Source organism: Acinetobacter zhairuonensis (genome assembly GCF_022601715.1).
Classification (GTDB): domain Bacteria; phylum Pseudomonadota; class Gammaproteobacteria; order Pseudomonadales; family Moraxellaceae; genus Acinetobacter.
In genome coordinates this window covers 40,150-60,037 of sequence record NZ_JAKVIM010000002.1, presented here as the reverse complement: position 1 = coordinate 60,037, position 19,888 = coordinate 40,150, and the positions used below count along the sequence as shown (strand labels likewise).

At 41.1% G+C, this 19,888-nt stretch carries 13 protein-coding genes; 3 read left to right on the top strand and 10 right to left on the bottom strand.

The window, feature by feature from the left end:
- Positions 1 to 240: 240 nt before the first annotated feature.
- Both MKI85_RS02045 and MKI85_RS02040 read left to right on the top strand, forming a co-directional pair.
- The gene (locus tag MKI85_RS02045) at positions 241 to 2,301 is read left to right on the top strand and encodes a choline transporter (protein ID WP_241624530.1); all 2,061 of its coding nucleotides are present in this window, start codon (positions 241 to 243) and stop codon (positions 2,299 to 2,301) included.
- A gap of 12 nt (positions 2,302 to 2,313) precedes the next feature.
- Positions 2,314 to 2,928: a MarC family protein gene (locus MKI85_RS02040; RefSeq protein WP_241624529.1), complete on the top strand. Its 615-nt coding sequence runs from the start codon at positions 2,314 to 2,316 to the stop codon at positions 2,926 to 2,928.
- A gap of 65 nt (positions 2,929 to 2,993) precedes the next feature.
- On the opposite strand, the gene MKI85_RS02035 is transcribed toward MKI85_RS02040, so the two are convergent.
- The 4 genes from MKI85_RS02035 to MKI85_RS02020 all read right to left on the bottom strand — a co-directional run bounded on the left by MKI85_RS02035 (position 2,994) and on the right by MKI85_RS02020 (position 7,205).
- Complete coding sequence (locus tag MKI85_RS02035; RefSeq protein WP_241624527.1) at positions 2,994 to 3,815, bottom strand: SDR family NAD(P)-dependent oxidoreductase; 822 nt, start codon at positions 3,813 to 3,815, stop codon at positions 2,994 to 2,996.
- 325 nt (positions 3,816 to 4,140) lie between these two features.
- On the bottom strand, positions 4,141 to 4,965 hold the full coding sequence (locus tag MKI85_RS02030; protein ID WP_241624526.1) for an SDR family NAD(P)-dependent oxidoreductase: 825 nt from the start codon (positions 4,963 to 4,965) through the stop codon (positions 4,141 to 4,143).
- Between the two features lie 34 nt (positions 4,966 to 4,999).
- Positions 5,000 to 6,634, bottom strand: a complete 1,635-nt coding sequence (locus tag MKI85_RS02025) for a long-chain fatty acid--CoA ligase (protein WP_241624524.1) — start codon at positions 6,632 to 6,634, stop codon at positions 5,000 to 5,002.
- 76 nt (positions 6,635 to 6,710) lie between these two features.
- On the bottom strand, positions 6,711 to 7,205 hold the full coding sequence (locus MKI85_RS02020) for a 2,4'-dihydroxyacetophenone dioxygenase family protein (RefSeq protein ID WP_241624522.1): 495 nt from the start codon (positions 7,203 to 7,205) through the stop codon (positions 6,711 to 6,713).
- A gap of 351 nt (positions 7,206 to 7,556) precedes the next feature.
- On the opposite strand from MKI85_RS02020, the gene MKI85_RS02015 reads away from it, so the two are divergent.
- Positions 7,557 to 10,253, top strand: a complete 2,697-nt coding sequence (locus tag MKI85_RS02015; protein WP_241624520.1) for a helix-turn-helix transcriptional regulator — start codon at positions 7,557 to 7,559, stop codon at positions 10,251 to 10,253.
- A 267-nt stretch (positions 10,254 to 10,520) separates the two neighbouring features.
- Here the strand turns inward: MKI85_RS02015 and MKI85_RS02010 are convergent, their stop codons facing one another.
- From MKI85_RS02010 to dnaE, 6 genes are all read right to left on the bottom strand, one after another.
- Entirely contained in the window at positions 10,521 to 11,249 is a 729-nt protein-coding gene (locus MKI85_RS02010) for an SDR family NAD(P)-dependent oxidoreductase (RefSeq protein WP_241624518.1), read from the bottom strand.
- Positions 11,250 to 11,428: 179 nt separating this feature from the next.
- Complete coding sequence (locus MKI85_RS02005; RefSeq protein WP_241624516.1) at positions 11,429 to 13,435, bottom strand: esterase/lipase family protein; 2,007 nt, start codon at positions 13,433 to 13,435, stop codon at positions 11,429 to 11,431.
- Between the two features lie 119 nt (positions 13,436 to 13,554).
- Positions 13,555 to 14,469, bottom strand: coding sequence for an ABUW_2363 family tetratricopeptide repeat lipoprotein (locus MKI85_RS02000; protein WP_241624514.1), 915 nt, complete (start codon positions 14,467 to 14,469; stop codon positions 13,555 to 13,557).
- Between the two features lie 116 nt (positions 14,470 to 14,585).
- Positions 14,586 to 15,395, bottom strand: a complete 810-nt coding sequence (gene cysE, locus MKI85_RS01995) for a serine O-acetyltransferase (protein WP_241624512.1) — start codon at positions 15,393 to 15,395, stop codon at positions 14,586 to 14,588.
- The gene (locus tag MKI85_RS01990; protein WP_241624510.1) at positions 15,388 to 16,242 is read right to left on the bottom strand and encodes an RNA methyltransferase; all 855 of its coding nucleotides are present in this window, start codon (positions 16,240 to 16,242) and stop codon (positions 15,388 to 15,390) included. The genes cysE and MKI85_RS01990 overlap by 8 nt, the downstream gene beginning before the upstream one ends.
- A 41-nt stretch (positions 16,243 to 16,283) precedes the next feature.
- Entirely contained in the window at positions 16,284 to 19,853 is a 3,570-nt protein-coding gene (gene dnaE / locus MKI85_RS01985; protein ID WP_241624508.1) for a DNA polymerase III subunit alpha, read from the bottom strand.
- Positions 19,854 to 19,888: the final 35 nt, after the last annotated feature.

The window sequence follows — 19,888 nt, the reverse complement described above, 5'->3', positions numbered from 1 at the left end:
GAAGAACCGTTTATTTATGTCGTTCTCATGTTGGAATTGGTTGTATAAGCAGGGCAAATTCAGGGAATTTGTTACACTGCCACACTTCTTTTTATTCTGGCTAAGCATTCGGTTACACGAAGATAGCATTTTTGTCGGAGACAAAAGTACTGTCGTATAGCATCTGTCGATTTTTAAGCTCTCGACAGCGAGAAGTTTAAAAATTGATATTCAACTTATATTTACTTCCTTGAGGATTGTATGGCAACAGATAATCCAAGAGCAGTTGATGATCAAACATTAGCGCCAAAAGACCGTTTAAATGGTGTGGTCTTTTATATTTCAGCTCTCATTATTTTAATTTTTTCTATTACCACCATTTTATTTAATGACTTTGCCAATCAAACTTTAAATGCAGTTTTGGCTTGGGTCAGTTCTACATTCAGTTGGTACTATTTACTGGCTGCCACACTGTATATGGTGTTTGTGATTTTTATTGCCTGTTCACGCTATGGCGATATTAAGCTCGGACCCAAGCATTCCAAACCCGAATTTAGTTTACTCAGTTGGTCTGCCATGCTGTTTTCAGCAGGGATCGGCATTGACTTGATGTTCTTCTCGGTCGCTGAACCTTTATCCCATTATATGCATCCACCTGTAGGTGAGGGGCAAACTTTTGAAGCTGCACGCCAGAGTATGGTCTGGACTTTATTTCATTATGGTCTGACTGGATGGTGCATGTACGCCTTGATTGGCATGGCGCTGGGATATTTCAGTTATCGCTATAATTTGCCACTTACCATCCGTTCCGCGCTTTATCCGATTTTTGGTCAAAAAATTCATGGTCCGATTGGACATAGTGTGGATACTGCCGCTGTCATCGGTACTATTTTCGGTATTGCCACCACTTGTGGTATTGGCGTGGTACAGCTGAATTATGGTTTACATGTGTTGTTCGATTTACCCGAAAATCTCTGGATGCAGGCAGCCTTAATTGGCGTTGCCGTGGTCATGACGATTATTTCGGTGACTTCGGGCGTAAATAAAGGTCTTCGCATACTCTCGGAAGTCAATATTTATGTCTCCGTGGGTTTGATGCTGTTTATTTTATTCCTCGGCAATACAGAATTTTTGCTCAATACCTTTGTGCAAAATATTGGCGATTATATTAGTCGGTTCCCAAGTATGACCTTGGAAAGTTTTGCATTTCAGCAACCCAAGGAATGGATGAACAGTTGGACGTTGTTTTTCTGGGCTTGGTGGGTGGCTTGGTCACCATTTGTGGGGCTATTTCTTGCCCGTATTTCACGTGGACGTACCATCCGTGAATTCGTCAGTGGCACATTAATTATCCCGCTATTTTTCACCTTAACGTGGCTGTCAATTTTCGGAAATAGTGCATTACATAATGTGATTTTTGATGGAAATCTGGCATTGGCTCAAACCGTCATTGCTAATCCAGCACACGGTTTCTATGACTTACTCGCACAATATCCATGGTTCCCCTTTATTGCAGGGGTGGCGACCATTACGGGGCTGTTATTTTATGTCACTTCAGCCGATTCAGGCGCATTGGTCTTGGGAAATTTCACTACGCAATTTACCAATGTCGACCATGATGCACCGCGCTGGCTCAGTGTATTTTGGGCAATTGCAATTGGGCTATTGACCTTGGCAATGTTAATGACCAATGGGATTACAGCATTGCAAAATGCCACCATTATCATGGGATTACCTTTTAGTTTTGTCATGTTCTTAGTGATGGCAGGTTTGTATAAATCTTTAAGACTTGAAGATTATCGACAAGCCAGTAGCAGTTTGAATGCAGCACCTGTGGCTGGTAATGTCGATATTCTAAACTGGAAAAAACGCTTATCACGGGTGATGCATCACCCCGGAACCACCGACACCAAACGTATGCTGGATGAAATTTGCCGACCTGCGGTGATGGCTGTCGCAGAAGAAATGCAAAAAAGGGGCGTGAATATTGACGTTCAGGAAAGTGCTTTAGAGCAAGATCCAACTTTATATCATTTAGACCTGATTATTCATTTGGAAGAAGAGCAGAACTTTGTTTATCAAATCTGGCCTGTACGTTATATCGCACCCACATTTAGTGAACGCGGTAAGTTGGGTAAGCGTTTTTATTTCCGTTTGGAAACCTATCTTTACGAAGGCTCTCAAGGCAATGATTTGGTCGGTTACACCAAAGAGCAAGTCATTAATGATATTCTGGACAGATACGAACGGCATATGACCTTCTTGCATATAAACCGAATCAGTCCTGGAAATCGCCCTTTATTTCCAGACCCACAAGGCTAATCGGGGGAAACCATGTATACATCATACTTACATGCTTTTGCGTTGTTCTTTTCATTGCTCAATCCATTTTTAATGAGCATTTACATGATTGGCATGATTCGTAATTCAGAAGCCAAAGTGTTTAATAAAGCCTTCATTCAAGGTTGTTTAATTGCTTATGTGGTATTTATGTTGTTTGCATGGGGTGGCGAAACCATTTTCAGCAAATATTTGAATGTACGGTTTGAGGCATTTCAAATATTTGGTGGACTGATTTTCTTGGTGATTGGTTATCGTTATGTGTTTCAAGGGGCAGACACCATTGGTGAGATGCGTGGCGCACCCGAACATTTAGCAGGTACTATTGCCATGCCTTTTATGATTGGTCCAGGCACCATTAGTGCTGCTGTGGTCACAGGCATGTCTTTACCGATAGGTGGGGCAGCGCTGGTGATTTTCCTCACCTTGGCACTAACCTGTAGCTTAATGATTTTGATGAAATACTCTCATGATCATCTCAGATATAAGCATGCCAAATATATTGACCGTTATGTCGATATAGTAGGGCGATTATCTGCGTTACTGATTGGTACCATTGCAATTGATATGATTATTACCGGTATTTTAGGTGTGATTGCAGAGATGTAATTTATTTAAAAACTAAAAAAACCGAATGCATCGCATTCGGTTTTTTATTAATTTTAAAGTACTGCTTAAGATGCAAATCTTTCAAGAATTTGATCAAGTTTTTTATCAATTTGACTACGGTAAGTATCTGGTAATACGCGTGAAAGTTTTGCCAGAATACGTGCTTGAGTGCCAGGAATAATGACGAAGTTTTTAGAGAAAATGCCTTGGTAAATTTCTTTACATGCTTTTTCAACAGGCATACTACCACCAATTTGCTTTAAGGCAGCTGTGATTGGGGAGCCATTTTTACGTTCATCAAGCACCATAGCAGTTTCAATTTCTGGTGGACAAACCACAGCCACATCAATTTTTTGACTACGAAGTTCCATACGCAATACTTCTGCTAATCCGACCACACCAAATTTAGATGAGCAGTAACCTGTATAACCATAGCAACCAACCAGACCCGCAGCAGAAGCGATCAAGACAAGCTTAGGTCGCTTACCTTGTTTAGCTGTTTTTTGTAAATATGGTAGAGCAGAACGTGCCACGTTACGACTACCGATCAGGTTAATATTAATTTGACGCGAATATTCTTCTGATGTCATATCTTCAAAAGATTTCGCAATAACAATACCTGCTGAATTAATTAATAAATCTGGAGTACCGAATACTGCTGCTGCTTCCGCAAATTTTTCGTCCATGGTGCTTTCATTTTGGACATCAATTTCGAAGCCAGCAACTTTAGGAGACAATTTGTGAAGTTCTTTTACAGCTTGTTCAATACCCGCGTGGGCAAATATACAGACTTGATAGTTGTCTTGGAGTAGGCGCTTAGTCAGTTCAAGACCAATACCGCTACTACCACCCGTAACCCATGCTGTTTTTGACGTATTATTTTGCATCTCATTATCCTTATGAGGGTTGTAATAAATAGGTGTATTCAGAATCAGCAATTAGATAGAAACAAGCGTATAGAATATTTATTTCCCGATTTCTAAGGAATTAAGGCATCAGTTCTCCAATCACTCATTTGGGAGTAATAGGCGGTTGTTTCATTGTTGAATCTGAATAATTTTTTGTTTTACTGCAATGTAACTTAGTGTTCTTACTTGAACATCCATATAGACTGTTTTGCACTGACAGAGAAACCGAATGTATAAAATAGGATTCTGTCTTTTATAAGTTTTGGTTCAGCTGCTACATGTCGCAGCTGAACCAAGGTAGTCATTAAGATGCAAATTTCTTCATAATCTGGTCTAATTTCTTATCGATTTGACCACGATAAGTATCAGGCAAGATACGAGAAATTTTGGTCAGAATGCGCAGTTGGGTACCAACAATAATCATGAAATCATTTGAGAAAATACCTTCATAGATTTCTTTGCAGGCTTTATCCACTGGCATCGTACCACCACCAAGTTGCTTTAACGCAGCTGTAACTTGTGAGCCAGTTTTACGCTCTTCAGTCACAAGTGGTGTGTCCACTTCTGGTGGGCAAACCACAGCAACATCAATGTTTTGGCTACGCAATTCCATACGCAGTACTTCAGCTAAGCCAATCACACCAAACTTAGATGCACAATAGCCTGTATAACCATAGCAACCTACTAGACCCGCTGCAGATGCAATAAACACAATCTTAGGACGTTTACCTTGTTGTGCAGCCTGCTTTAAGTGAGGTAATGCAGCATGAGCAACATTACGACTACCGATCAGGTTAATGTTGATCTGTCTTTCGAACTCTTGTGATGACATCTCATCGAAGTTCTTTGCAATACTGATACCAGCAGAGTTAATAAGAAGGTCTGGTGCACCAAATGCAGCTGTCGCTTCAGCAAATTTTGCTTCCATCGTACTTTCATTTTGTACGTCAACTTCAAAACCACACACTGAAGGCGAGAGTTTTTGCAGCTCGGCAACAGCCTGTTCAATACCAGCGTGAGCAAAAATGCACACTTGGAATTTATCTTTGAGTAGACGCTTGGTCAGTTCAAGACCAATACCGCTACTGCCACCAGTAACCCAAGCTGTTTTCATCGCATTATTTTTCATCTCAATATCCTTGTGAGTGTTTTGAAACGAAGAGTTAAACCACTTCGTCTTTCAGTAAGACATCAGCAAATTGTTTACGTAACTCAGCTTTTACAATTTTACCTGTACCATTAATTGGAAGCGCATCCACAAAAATCACGACATCAGGAATCTGCCAGCGAGCAAGCTTGTTTTCAAAGTATGCACGCGCATCATCTTCAGAAAGTGTAGAGTCTTCTTGTTTCACTGCAATTAAAATTGGGCGCTCATCCCATTTTGGATGACGCGCTGCAATTGCCGCAGCCATGCGAATTTCTGGATGACCAACTGCAATATTTTCAATTTCAACAGAAGAAATCCATTCACCGCCAGACTTAATTAAATCTTTCGCGCGGTCACAAATGGTCATATAGCCATCAGCATCAATTGTTGCGATGTCACCTGTATCGAACCAACCGTCTGCAGTTGTTGCGCTTTTCTCTTGGTTGAAGTAGGTTTCGACAATCCAAGGACCACGGACTTGTAGGTTGCCTTGAGTGTGACCATCATTTGGTAATGCAGCGAGGCTATCGCCATCCACAATGCGTAATTCAACACCAAAAGGAGGACGACCTTGAGTTAAACGAAGGTTTTCAAACTCTGCTTCATTTAAAGCCGAGTGTTTGGCTTTGGGGTGGTTGACTGTACCCACAGGACTAGTCTCTGACATACCCCAAGCATGAATCGTGTCACAATCGTAATTGTTTTTGAACTCACGAATAATAGATGGAGGGCAAGCTGCGCCACCCACTACATTTCGGTTCATACTTTCTAATTTGGTGCCACGATTTTTCGCTGCCGCCAATAGACCTTGCCAGATGGTAGGAACACCTAAAGCGACAGTTACTTTATAGTCATCAATTAAGCTAACGAGGCTGTCACCATCTAAATTTGGACCAGGAAGTACAATTGTGCTACCAACCATTGCTGCTGCATAAGGAACACCCCAAGCATTGACATGGAACATTGGTACCACTGGCATCACGATGTCGCGTGCAGATAAATTCAGACAGTCTGGTAAGCAGATTGCCATCGTGTGTAATAGCGTAGAACGGTGGCTATACAGTACGCCTTTCGGGTTACCAGTAGTACCAGAGGTATAGCACAATGAGCTTGGCGTTTCTTCGCTAAACTGTGGCCAGTTATATTCTGTAGATTGATGTTGAATTAATTCATCATAGAAAAGTACGTCTGGTAATGCTTCAACGATTTTTTCATCGTGTGAGCCATAGCAGATGAAACGTTCAACAGACGGAACCTTACCTTGCACAGCAAGGATTAAAGGTAAGAACGTTGAATCGAAGAAAATCGCTTTATCTTCAGCATCATTAATAATAAAGATCAGTTGCTCAGGGAATAGACGAGGGTTAATGGTATGACAAACATAACCACTGCCCGAGGTTGCGTACCAAGTTTCTAAATGACGATGGTTATTCCAAGCAATCGTCGCAATACGATCACCTTCTTCAAGACCAAATGTGGTAAAAGCATTCGCTAAACGTTTACTGTTCTGTTGAACTTGTAACCAGTTAGTCGTAGTAATTTGACCATTCACTTCACGTGAAATAACGGTGGTGTCGGAGTGATACTTTGCTGCGTGCTCTAGTAAATTACTAATCAACAAAGATTGATGCATCATTTTGCCAAACATTTCATTCATCCTTGGTAGCTGTTTTTTATTAAAATAAAGAAAGACTTTTAGCAGGCACTAAAAGTCTTTTATGAACTTAATTGTTGTTAAATGCAACTTCAGAGCCTGGCTTAATATAGCGTGGCATTTTTTGACCAGTTTGTTGCGCAACTGCATGCAGGGTACGTTCGATCCAACCTGCATCCATGATGAACATAAGTGTGTCATCATCGTTCAAGTTAACATTAGCACCTTCGATAACCATGAAGCCTTCAGCACCTTCAGGAGTTGATAGCGTATGGATAGAACCCGCTGGTTCAAATAAATAGCTACCAGCAGTTTGAACATCTTCTGGATATTCGACATAATGCCATGAACCCGCTGTTGTATAGAAATGTACAACACCAGTGTGGAAATGGCGTGGTAAAACTACACCAGCATCAAAACGAGCACGGATTACCCAAGTACCATTGTCTGGATCTAAGAAGCAAGGGGTAACATGCACGCCTGGTAATGCGTTTTGAATTTCGCCATCATTAATGTTGATAGTTAATAAACGATCTTGATGTTTAATTGATTGTGCAATACTCATGACAAACTCCATGTATGTCTTTATTTGAGAGTGAGATATCAGAACGCTTAGAGCAGCGAATATCTGCTATTTCCATGTACTTGAGCATAGCAATGTTTCAGAATTAGCAAACCATTCAAAAGAATGGATTTAAGATTGTTTGATTATTGTTCGATTGGTTCGTGTGAAAACGGTATTTCCAATCCTTATGATGATGCAATTTCACATCGTGAGATTGTTCACCTTATTTTAATTTACGGACGCTTTTATACTAGCGTAATACTTTTTTGATGATTATATAAATTAGCTGTTAAATTTCAAGGAGTAGAAATTTGCTGACGGAACTGGATAAGAAAGATTGGATGATTTGAAATGAAAGTATTAAAAACTAAACTCAGCCGTCCAAGTATTATGAGCGATAAGGCCATGCAACGCCCAGAGTTGTTAAGCCATATGCTGGAATATAGCCAATCTTCTCTCGTCTTTATTCATGCAGCAGCGGGCTATGGTAAAACCACGCTGATGTACCAGTTGAGTGAAGAACTGATTGCCCAAGGCAAACGTGTCAGCTGGCTAACCCTCGATAACGATGACAATGATCCAATTCGACTTTATCAATATCTTTGGGTTGCGCTTTTAGGTTTAGAACAACTCAGTTCGATTCCTGATGGTCAGGTTCACAAGCAAAACATTCTTGAATTAACCCACAAAGTTTCAGATATGAGTGCTGAAACAGTGTTCTTTATTGATGAATTTGAGGTCATTGAGAATACTGAGTGCTTAAATATATTGTGGTGGTTGTATCAATATCTGCCGTTAAATTGTCATTTGGTGATTTCATCACGGGTTAAGCCAAATTGGAGTTTTACTAAAGAGTACTTGTTAGGTCGTTTAAAACTGGTGACTGAAGCTCATCTGAGTATTAAACCTTCCGACAGCGCACAGTTAATTGATTTTTTAAAGCAACAGAATTTTGATCATGTGACTTTAACGCCTGCTTTGGCAGCGCAACTAATAGAAAAAACGGAAGGCTGGTTAACGGGGATACAGCTGACGAATTTGTACCTAAAAAATTATCATGATGCGGGTGCCGTCATAGAAAGCTTAAGTGGTGCTCATAATCAAATTGTCGATTATTTGAGTGAACAGGTCTTTATTCAGCTTTCCGAAGACATGCAGGATTTTCTTCTTAATATTAGTGTATTAAGAAAAATCAGTTTATCGAATATTCTAGAAGTGGCTCAGAATCCAGCTTCGTCTAATCTTCTTGAGATTACAGTTCAGAAGGGCTTGTTTTTTCAAGCCTTGGATGAGCAGCGAACTTGGTATCGAATTCACCACTTATTTCGTGAATTCCTTGAAAATCGCTTTAAGATTTTAAATTTAGAACAATATAAAGCAGCGCATCTTCGTGCAGCAAATTGGTATAAACAGCAGAATTATCTCATGGAAGCGATTTATCATGCGCAACATGCAGAGAACCAGATGCTAGTTTTGGATCTGCTCACTGAAGTGAGTCGTGATTTGGTATTGGAAGGGCGCTTTTATAGTTTGATTGAATTGGTGAAGTTAATACCTGATTCGCTTTTGATTCAGCGTACAACATTACTCTATGACGTGATTTGGTCATTAACCATTACCCATCAGCACTTATTGGGAAATCATTATTTACAACTTTGGCTCAAGGTTGATCCTAATGAAAGTATTGTCGGAGATGATCAGTTAGCTCTGGCACCTATGGTTGCATTGATGAGTGATGACATTAAAACAGCATCAGAATTAGCACACGAGAATGTCTTAAAATTAGAAGATGCATCTTATTTTGTTCGCGCGCCCTTAATTGGGATCGGGGCTTTGTATCACATTTGTCTAGGGAAGATGACTGAAGCTAGAAAAATTATCATTCAGACACGTGCGGCATATATACAGGGGCAGAATGTTTTCGGTCTGAGTGTCACGGATTGTATCGAAGCCTTGTGTGATTATTTAGAAGGCAATTTAGATAAAGCTTTAGTCAAACTTGAATATATCGGGAAAAGTGATGATTATTTGAAACTGAGTTCAGATGAGTTTCTCAGACCAGTCATCAAAATGATTACCAGTAGTGTTAAAGGCAGTCTTTATTATGATCTGAATGAAATCTCACTCGCTGAAAATACCATGCAGTATTTTAATAATGGTGAACAACTGATTATTCCTGACCTTGCGATTGTCGGATTTGAGTTGTTATTACGTCTGGCACACATTCAAGGCAATGTGCAGGCAGAGCAGGCATGTCTCACTCAATCTCAAATTTGTACCAATGATTGGGCGATGCCAAGACTGAGTCACACGATTCAGACTATTTACGAACAATATCAATGGTTTGATAAAAAGCATAAGTTGCTGGATGCCGATGCACAAGATTTAGAGCAGTTATGCCAAAAGCATTTAGAGAAGACCTTAAATATCTCTAATGTAATCACGGGAGATGATTTAGCACTGTATCGCCAATTGATTTTTATGGGGCATGAACAGCAAGCCAAAGCATTTTTAGAGCAAGAACTGGCTCGTATTATGACTTATCCGTTACGTCGTGTTCGAATTCTTTTGTTATTGGCATTGGCAGATTATCGTCAGAATCAGATTGATGCGGCATTTAACTGGTTTGAACAAGCCTTGGTTCTGTTAGAACCAACCAAAGCGGTTCGAATAGTTTTAGATGAACATCCATTACTGTTTCAGCTGTTAGCAGACTACGTAAAATTTATTTTGAAATCGAAACAGAAAAAAGACCATTCAATTTTGGCTTTTGCTGAAGTGCTCACTTCAATTTGTCCGATACCACATACTGAAGTTGTGCAAGAAGATGAAGCTGCCAGTGCAATTCAGGCAGAATTATTGTCCAAGCGCGAATTGCAAATTTTACTTAAGGTGAGCGAAGGTTGTACCGATATTGAGTTGGCAGATAAAGTGTTTTTATCAGTGAATACAGTGAAGTGGCATCTACGTAACATTTATACCAAACTTGGTGTGCGCTCAAGACTCGAGGCGGTGACGGAAGCTAAAAAGCAAGGTCTGATTCCATAACCCAAAATCCAGTAGAAAGATTAAAAAAAGATGCCCATGTCTAAACGCTAAGACATGGGCAAGATAGGGAACTGGTAGTATTTTAATTTTGTTTTTTATTTGAAGATCTAGCAAAAGTAGAACTTGGAGATTTAAATCCCTAAGCCTGTTTAAACTTTGAAGATAAAGATCATGCGCAAATAATCTGCATCTTCAAAATTCATCCCGTTTCCCAGCATACTGAGAAACGGTTGGAATCTACTTTCAAAGCTTGCTTATGCCTGCAACTTAGAAAATAGAATATGCACCATCAACTTTGATAATTGCACCATTTACAAAGCTTGCTGCATCAGAAGCCAAGAAAAGCACCACATTAGCGATTTCTTCAGGCTTGCCTAGGCGTTGCATTGGAGAACGTGCCATGATGCCACCAAATACTTCTGGCATATCTTTCAGTGGTTGAATGAGTGGAGTATCAATCCAACCTGGTGCAACTGCATTCACACGAATTTTTGCTGCTGACATGCTCAGTGCATGTGAGAATGTTAACTGGTCAATCGCACCTTTAGAGCAAGAATAAGCTGGTGCAAGTGCTGAACCAAATTGAGCATAAAGAGAAGATACGTTAATAATTGATGGGTTGTCAGATTTCGCTAAGGCTTTCGCTGCAACTTCACTGATATAGAAAACAGAAGTTAAGTTGACTTCAAGGACTTTTTTATAAGTATCTAACTCATGTTCTGCAACAGAGCCCATACCTGCGCCATTAAATAAAGTATCAATACGATCAACTTTGGTAAAGAAAGCATCAACCGCAGCTTTGTCGGTGACATCCATTTCAACGGCTTCGATATCTAAGCCTGCTGGGAAAACAGCTTTCTGTGAATTTAGTCCGAGTGCCCAAACTTTTGCACCCTTTTCAGCAAAAGCAATTGCGACTGCTTGACCAATCCCTGAAGTTCCGCCTGTTACGACAGCAACTTTGTTCTCAAACATTTTTGTGTTGAACGCTTCCATGTTTCAATCCCTTAATTGTGTTCAGTTTAAGCTGATGGGATTTACATTAGCGCTTGTAGAATCAAATGAAAAGAATAGTAATTTAAAACCATTCTAATGAATGGGGAGTAGGTAAAATAGTTGAAGAGTAAACTAAGTCAGCCCATGTTTAAGTATGAGAACATGGGCTGATCGGTGAATTATGGCTTATAAAGTCCAAGTTGCATCAGATGTAAACGCAGGATGCGTCTTAATTCAAGAACCGCTTCTGGTGTCTCCTGAATAGAATGACCACCTTTGATAATTTTCTCAGACACTGCACCATCCAGATGAGCACTTTTATAAGGAACGATTCCATCGGTAATTACATTTGGATCATCACTATCGGTATCATTGCCCATAATTGAATGAAACAGTAAACCCTTGCGTGGCATGATATCTGAAGTAATAGCCATAAACTTAGATTTATAACTTAAGTCACTGGGTCCATTCTGAATTAAACCTTGATCAATCTGTTTGGCTAGGTCTGAAAAATCAAGATCTTGGCTTTGCAGGGTATCACCTACTGCAGTCAAGAATGCGCCAGGAAGCTTGATGACTTTACGCGCAGCGCGAGTGAACCACAAATCTGCATAGGGTGTGCCGTGATGTGGTGCAGAAATAAAAATGGCACGGCTAAAATTCGGAATATCTTGGATTTGCATACGCTGCGCAACAATTGGAACATTTTTATATTTGTTCAATTGTCGGTTGCTCATCATTGACAGCGCTTTTTTGGTGACATCGGCATCACTAACCAGTAGGCGTGTGATAATTCCTCCCATACTATGTCCAATCAGTACAGCATCATTTTTGGCTGAGGCATTTGCTTTAACTTGTGCAAAACTTTGATTTAACAAAGCATAAATTTGCAAACGACTTTCAATTATGGGCATATTGGTTGAATAGAATACTTGCCAGACTTGGTAATTTTCTCTTAAGACTTTATCACCCATAATATCGTTGGTTAGACGAATCCACGCTTCAGGACTACTAGCCAAACCATGAACCAAAACAATCACTTTTTTATTTGGATTGTAAGGCTCTAACATATACAAATGCGGCATCGTTAAATGGTTATCTCGGTCAATCAAGGTGAGATAAGCCGATTTACCCAAATTATTTTGTGCTAGCCATAATCCATAAGGGGTAGAGAAGTTCGCAGCGAGTGGATATTGCTGCCCAGCCAACTCTATACGTTCATATTTATATGGATCATAAGCACGAATTACAAACTCAGGTTTGGTCAAAATATCATTCACCGAAGTTGCTGATTTAGGCTCGGCGGTAAATGTTGCCGCTAAATAACGAGCTTTATGAATATTGGGATTGACTCCACTTGCATAGGAAAAATGCAAAGGATCGAGAATATATTTATTGGATTCTTTTTGCTGCTCATTAGAGTCTGGGAGTACTGCTACAAATTCGGAACCAAAGCCATCTCGACGGTTAATCGAGCGTAGACCCGAGAAATTCAGATTATAACTCGACATCAATTGCTCAATTTTCTGGTCTTTCAATAAAGCATAATTGCTGAAATCCAGTTGATAAACACTTTGACCGACCTTAATTTGATGGTGAGCTTCTTTTTGCGGGTGACGTAGACTATAAGCACTCGAAAGCTTGGCAATTGCGAGGTTATAGAAATCTCGGATTTGCACTTGGCGGTTATCAAAAATCCGATCTTCAGGTCCCCGTTGTGTTTTAAACATGTAGGCATAGCTATAGCGGATACTTTTATCCAGCATGTCTAATTGCTGATCCAGACATTGATGATAATTTTCTTGCTGAATTTTTTGCTTTTCTTCTGATTTATGGCTCGCTAGTAATCCAATCTTACAGTTTGAAGATTCTTCTAATGCCAGTGCTCGCGCCAGATAGAGTTCACTTGCAGCAGAATATAATTGTTCATCCTGAATTTGTGGGATTTGCTGTAACTCCTGCACACATTGGGTGGGCTGAGTAGTGCAGACTTTCGCTTCGCGTCCTGTCATGGATAAAACATTTAAACTTGCTTCACTGAGCTTGTCTCGCGTCAGAATACTTTCACGCTCATTGGTAATCGTAACTTTCACCGCTTGATTTTTGACAGTTACAACTTGGCAGCCCGAAAGCAAAGTCGTGGACAATACAGCGAGTAAGGCAAAACGGTTAAAGTATTTTGGCATAGCGAGATCTAAAGATAATGTTTTGTTTCTATTTTTTTAAATCATACGGTAATTGTCAGCTTTTTCAATCATTAAAAAAATAGACCGTACAAGACGGTCTATTTATCGGATTTAATCAATTATGGCACTTTAGGTGGATTTAAAACCTGCCATACGTTCCAGCGACCTTGTGTTTCAATTTCACTAATTAAACGATCAGCGACAGCTCCTTCTTGCGGATACTTAAGCTTATAGTTCTTCAAAATCTGAATTGCACTTTTCTTTTGTTCCATCGCAATATAGTTATTGGCAGCAGATAAATACGCCTCTTGCACACCAGCTTTCATGGCTTTGTCTAAATATGGAATGGCTTCACGTTGACCACCACCTTCAGACAAGCCAAAACCGAACCAGAAGTTGGCTTCTGGGTCATCTTGATTAATTTTCAAAATGCGTTGTGCATAAGTGAGTGATTTGGTGGTGTAAACAGAACCCAAGTCAAGGTTACGTGCCATGACACTGGCTTTAAATGCACGAACTAAAATATCAAAAGAAGCATCTTCACGCACAGCAAGTGTGTCCAGCTGTTGCGTCACAAGTTTTAATTTTGCTTCAAAACCTTTACGTTCCTTACGCTCAATAAAACGAGGTGGGTAATGACGGGCTTTGCCTTCCACCATTTGCAAAAATTCGTCAATATCAGTGATATCAATTTCGTTTTCACCTGCCAGTACCGCATATTTCATGCTGCGTTGATTATTATTCACCGTTGGAATAATCAAACGATTGGTGTCTAAAGTGATCTTTTCATTTGGATTTTCAGAATTGGTCACCACCATTTTTGTCACAGGTTGCGCAGCGGCCTGTTGTAGTTCTAATTCAAAAGAAGGCGGTGCAGAATAATTAAATGGGTTTAGTGCATAAAATGGTGGTGTAAGATCTGGTTCTGTGAAAATAATTGGTTCTTTAGAGTTCTTATCTTTGGTTGGTGTTGTGCTACAAGCCGTTAGAAATGATGCGGCAATTAGAGCAATTGCCAGAGGCTTTAACGTCATAGTATTCATCCATTCTTTCTTTTAAAAGTAATAAAAAATTGCATGTTCGTCAGTCTAAGAAAACTCGGACGAACATGCAATATAGTGCGTGTTACAGTTGGTTTTTAATTATGTCGTTATGGATTTGATTGACTACTTTGTGCCTCGCATTCGCGGCGTACGTCTTCAATAATTTTTAATTCTTCTTCGCTATACGGCTGTTCCTTCAATTGCTGCTTTTTAAAAGTTGGATCGAGTAAGGATAAACGCTGGCACAACGTGTTCATACGTTTTTCATTATTCTGAATACGATCTAGTAAAACACGCATTCCTTCCAGCATTGGATCAGATTGATCTTGTGTAGCTGCATAGGCTTGAAAGCCGATACTTTCTGCATAGTCACGACGACGTGCTTCATCTTCATCTTTTGGACGGTCTTTGCTGATGTAGCGTGCAGGATTACCAACCGCAGTGGTGCCGTCAGGTACCGCTTTGGTCACTACGGCATTTGAGCCGACTTTAGCACCTTTACCTACAGTAAACGGTCCTAAAATTTTCGCCCCTGCACCGACAATTACGCCATCTTCAAGCGTAGGGTGGCGCTTGCCTTTATTCCACGTGGTTCCACCAAGCGTAACACCATGATAGAGGGTAACATCATCACCAATTTCAGCAGTTTCACCAATCACCACACCCATGCCATGGTCGATAAAAAAGCGGCGACCGATTTTTGCACCAGGGTGAATTTCAATCCCTGTTGCAAAACGGCTAAATGAGGAAAGCAGTCGCGCAGAACCTTTACAGTCTTTCTTCCATAACTCATGTGCCATACGGTGCATGATTAAGGCATGAATGCCTGGGTAGGTCGTTAAAACTTCTAAAGTGTTTCGAGCAGCGGGATCGCGCGCGAAGACAGCTTGTATATCCTCTTTGAGCTGTTTAAGCATCAGACGGATCCTCTTTGTCTTGGGTCTTAGGTGTAGATGGTTTCCATGTCCCTTTATTCAAGGCTTGTACACGGCTAAAAATGCCGCGTAGTAAATGGTATTCCATTTTATCTAATTGTATACGCCCAAATAAGCGACGCAAGCGTAAAGGCAATAATCTTGGATTATTTGGATCTAAAAAATCAATATCTTCAAGCATTTTCTCTAAATGCGGATAAAACTGTTGCATCTGATCATGCGTCACCAATGGTTCATCCCAATGCATTTGAGCTGTTTCCGTGACTGGCATGGTTGCTTCAGGATCTTCAGTTTTTTCCACAAGTGCCAGTGCAGCCATACGCATTTCATAACAAATCACTTGAATGGCTTGCGCGACATTTAACACGCCATAATCGGTATTGACTGGAATCGTGACATGGTAGTTTGCTAAAGCCAGTTCTTCATTGGTTAACCCGCGGTCTTCACGACCAAAAACTACGGCAATATTTTGTTGCTGAGTAACCACGGCTTTGAGTGACATTTCAGCCGCAGGTCGTGCATCGAGTAACGGCCAAGGTATGGTACGGCTACGTGCACTGGTACCAAACACAATATGACAGTCTTGGATGGCTTGTTCTAGCGTATCCACAATTTTAATCTGTGGAATCAGGTCTATTGCACCAGCCGCGAGTGCATCAATATCAGGATGCGGATATGTTTTTGGTGCGACCAGCACCAATTGGCTGAGTCCCATGGTTTTCATGGCTCGCAGTGCACTACCAATATTGGCAGGCAGGGTGGTATTTACCATGACAATACGTACATGGGAAAGATGTGCTGCAACGGCAGTATTATCAAATTGATTCATCGCATTTCCAATTTTGTTAAATCGCTGAGAGACCTTAATCTTTAAGAGTATTGGTTTGCTTCAGCTTGATATAAATCCATTGCCTCATCCATGCTCAAGTCGGCAGGTGGAGGGGGTATTTGTGCAGGTTTAGCTTGTTCGTAACTGACTGCTTTAGCTGCTTTCGACTTGACCTGATATTCAATATAAATGGCTTCTTTACCAAAATAATCACGTAATTTACACAGTAGTTCATCCAAAGGTGCAACTTTCCATTGCATGCCTAAATGTAAATCGGCAGTGGCGTAGGCATAATCCAGTTGCAACAACATAGGGATGTGATTGCATAAATCGACATTACAATATGGCAGCAAGATCTTTTGCAGATCCTGACTTAAGGTTTTATTTAAATGTTCAGCTTGCAACTTGATCTGGATACTGTTGGCACGTTTTTGGCGGATTTCATTTAAGGTAAAGGCTTTGGTTAAGCGTCCCATTGGACGGTCAAAACCCTCGCGCTCGTAAATTTCACCTTCAATCACCACCACGTGCTCATTCACAATGATGTCTTTAAAGCGTTGAAAACGTTCGTGATTGGCAGAGACTTCAATTCGTGCTGTCCCATCATCCAACGTAATCATCACACGATTCGGGAAGTTGGCTACATCGACCACCAATCCAGCAAAAACGGTGGTTACACCACGACGGGTTGGCGTCAATTCACTAATTTTTGCAGGAATAAACGACTTTAATTCTGGACGATACACATCAATCGGGTGACCTGTTAAATACAAGCCTAAGGTGTCTTTCTCACCCTTCAAGCGCACTTCATCTGACCATGGTTTTACGGGTTTAGCTGGCTTACGTTGTACTTCCTCAACCTCACCAAATAAATCCATGATGCCGGTTTCACGGTTGCTGCGTGCTTGTTCGGCTGCTTGCACTGCTTCAGGCAACTGCGCCATCAAGCTTGAACGTTCAATGCCTAGACAATCTAACGCACCTGCACGAATCAAGGCTTCAAGGGTGCGCTTGTTGATTTTCTTTAAATCAATACGATGGCAGAAATCAAACAAGTCTTTATACGGACCATCTTGCAGGCGTGAGTCAATCACCGACTGCATTGCTTGTTCGCCTACGCCTTTAATGGCACCTAAACCATAGACAATGGTTTTTTCATCTGTCGCATGGAATTGATACAGCGACATATTCACGGATGGTGGTAACACATCTAAGTTATTATTACGGCAGTCATCGATCAGGAACACCACGTTGTCGGTGTTCTGCATTTCCGAAGACATTACTGCCGATAAGAATTCTGCAGGATAGTGGGCTTTTAACCATGCGGTTTGATAAGCAACCAGTGCATAGGCTGCTGCATGCGATTTGTTAAAACCATAACCTGCAAACTTTTCCATATAGTCGAAGATATGGTTGGCAGTGGCTTCATCAATGTCTTTTTTCGCAGCACCTTCAATAAAGATCTGGCGCTGTTTTACCATTTCTTCAGGTTTCTTTTTACCCATGGCACGACGCAGTAAGTCCGCACCACCGAGGGTATAACCCGCACAATACTGTGCAGCCTGCATCACCTGTTCTTGATAAACCATAATACCGTAGGTGGGTTCGAGTACACCTTCAAGTAAAGGATGCAAGTACTCAAATTCGCCGCCATGCATACGGTGAATAAAGTCAGGAATCAGATCCATTGGACCAGGACGATATAAAGATACGAAGGCAATAATTTCCTCAAATTTGCTCGGACGAGCTTCTTTGAGCATTTTTTTCATGCCGACGGATTCAAACTGGAAGACCGCAGTGGTATTGGCATTTGCGAAAACCAAGTAAGCGTCTTTATCATCCAATGGGATGTTGACAATATCCAGTGGTATCTCAGATGGATAATGCTTATTGATGTTCTGAACCGCATCTTCAATCACGGTTAAGTTACGTAGACCCAAGAAGTCGAATTTGACCAGTCCTGCGGCTTCGACATCGTCTTTATCGTATTGCGCCACACGACCTGTACCATCGGCATCGCAAATGACCGCAGAGAAGTCGGTAATTTTGGTTGGTGCAATCACCACACCACCCGCATGTTTACCTGTATTACGAGTAATCCCTTCTAACTTGAGTGCCATTTCCCAAATTTCTGAGGCATCATCATTGTCTGGGTTGGATGGGTTGGTGACAATGTCTTTGAGCTGTGGTTCAGCTTCAATCGATTCTTCTAACGACAAACCTAAAGGTTTGGTCGGAATCATTTTAGAAATACGGTCGGCTAAGCCATAAGATTTACCCAAGACACGAGCAACGTCACGAATAGCACCTTTTGCTGCCATGGTTCCGAAAGTCGCAATCTGGGAAACCGCATCACGTCCATAGTTGCGTGCCACATAATCAATAACTTTATCGCGCCCTGCAATACAGAAGTCGACGTCAAAGTCGGGCATGGAAACACGTTCTGGGTTCAAGAAACGTTCAAACAGCAGGTCATAACGGAGTGGGTCTAGGTCGGTAATTTTTAAACTGTACGCGACCAATGAGCCTGCACCTGAACCACGTCCAGGTCCGACTGGTACGCCGTTATTTTTCGACCATTGAATGAAGTCCATGACGATGAGAAAGTAACCAGGGAACCCCATCGAGTTAATGATGTTAATTTCGTAAGTAATACGGTCATCATAAGGTTTGCGGATTTCAGCCCAGTCATCGCCACGTTGTTCTACTGGGTATAAGTGGTTCAGGCGTTCTTCCAGACCTTCTTTGGATAAATGCTCAAAGAAGGTATCAATGGTATGACCTTCAGGAATTGGATAGTCGGGAAGGAAGTATTTCCCAAGTTGCAGGGTGACATTACAACGTCGTGCAATGTGGTAGCTGTTTTCAATAGCAGTCGGAAGGTCTGAAAACAGTTCAGTCATTTCCTCAGCGGTTTTGAAATATTGCTCTGGGCTATAAGGTTTTGGACGACGGCTATCTCCCAAAACGTATCCATCGGCAATACAGACGCGTGCCTCATGCGCATCAAAATCTTCACGGGTAATAAAGTGCACATCATTGTGTGCCACAACACCAATATTATATTTTTTAGCGAGTTTGACCGCTTCTACAATGTAATCTTCTTCAAATGGGCGATCAGTTCGGGTTAATGACAGGTAAACACGATTCCCAAATTTTTCGATCCACTGCTCGAGTAGAGGTTCCGCTTTTTGCGGATTAGATGAGCAGAGCATTTTACCGACATCACTTTGCATGCCCAATAAGGCAATAATGTCATCATGCTGTTCGAGCACCCAGTCTTTTTGTACGCAAGGGATATCCAGTTGCTGACCTTCAATAAAGCCGCGGGAAACAATTTCCGTCAGCCCACGCCAACCCTTATTGGTCATCGCCAATAAGGTCACGCGATGTTCGGCATCATTAAGTCGTATGACTGAACCTAAAATCGGTTTAATGCCTTTCGACTGGCAGGAACCGTAAAATTTGACAGCTGCGTGCAGGTTTGACAAGTCAGTCAAAGCTAAAGCTGGCATTTCATCATTTATCGCAGCTTTAATTAGATCAGGTATCCGAACGATAGATTCAGTAATTGAAAATTCGGTATGAATACCAAGATGAACAAAGTGCATAAATGAGTCCCAGCGAAAACCACTCAATAGTTTAG

Coding starts and splice junctions, on each gene's coding strand:
- MKI85_RS02010 (WP_241624518.1), bottom strand. CDS start 11,249: ATGGAAGCGTTCAACACAAAAATGTTTGAGAACAAAGTTGCTGTCGTA.
- MKI85_RS02045 (WP_241624530.1), top strand. CDS start 241: ATGGCAACAGATAATCCAAGAGCAGTTGATGATCAAACATTAGCGCCA.
- dnaE (WP_241624508.1), bottom strand. CDS start 19,853: ATGCACTTTGTTCATCTTGGTATTCATACCGAATTTTCAATTACTGAA.
- MKI85_RS02040 (WP_241624529.1), top strand. CDS start 2,314: ATGTATACATCATACTTACATGCTTTTGCGTTGTTCTTTTCATTGCTC.
- MKI85_RS02005 (WP_241624516.1), bottom strand. CDS start 13,435: ATGCCAAAATACTTTAACCGTTTTGCCTTACTCGCTGTATTGTCCACG.
- MKI85_RS02015 (WP_241624520.1), top strand. CDS start 7,557: ATGAAAGTATTAAAAACTAAACTCAGCCGTCCAAGTATTATGAGCGAT.
- cysE (WP_241624512.1), bottom strand. CDS start 15,395: ATGCTTAAACAGCTCAAAGAGGATATACAAGCTGTCTTCGCGCGCGAT.
- MKI85_RS02025 (WP_241624524.1), bottom strand. CDS start 6,634: ATGTTTGGCAAAATGATGCATCAATCTTTGTTGATTAGTAATTTACTA.
- MKI85_RS02035 (WP_241624527.1), bottom strand. CDS start 3,815: ATGCAAAATAATACGTCAAAAACAGCATGGGTTACGGGTGGTAGTAGC.
- MKI85_RS01990 (WP_241624510.1), bottom strand. CDS start 16,242: ATGAATCAATTTGATAATACTGCCGTTGCAGCACATCTTTCCCATGTA.
- MKI85_RS02000 (WP_241624514.1), bottom strand. CDS start 14,469: ATGACGTTAAAGCCTCTGGCAATTGCTCTAATTGCCGCATCATTTCTA.
- MKI85_RS02020 (WP_241624522.1), bottom strand. CDS start 7,205: ATGAGTATTGCACAATCAATTAAACATCAAGATCGTTTATTAACTATC.
- MKI85_RS02030 (WP_241624526.1), bottom strand. CDS start 4,965: ATGAAAAATAATGCGATGAAAACAGCTTGGGTTACTGGTGGCAGTAGC.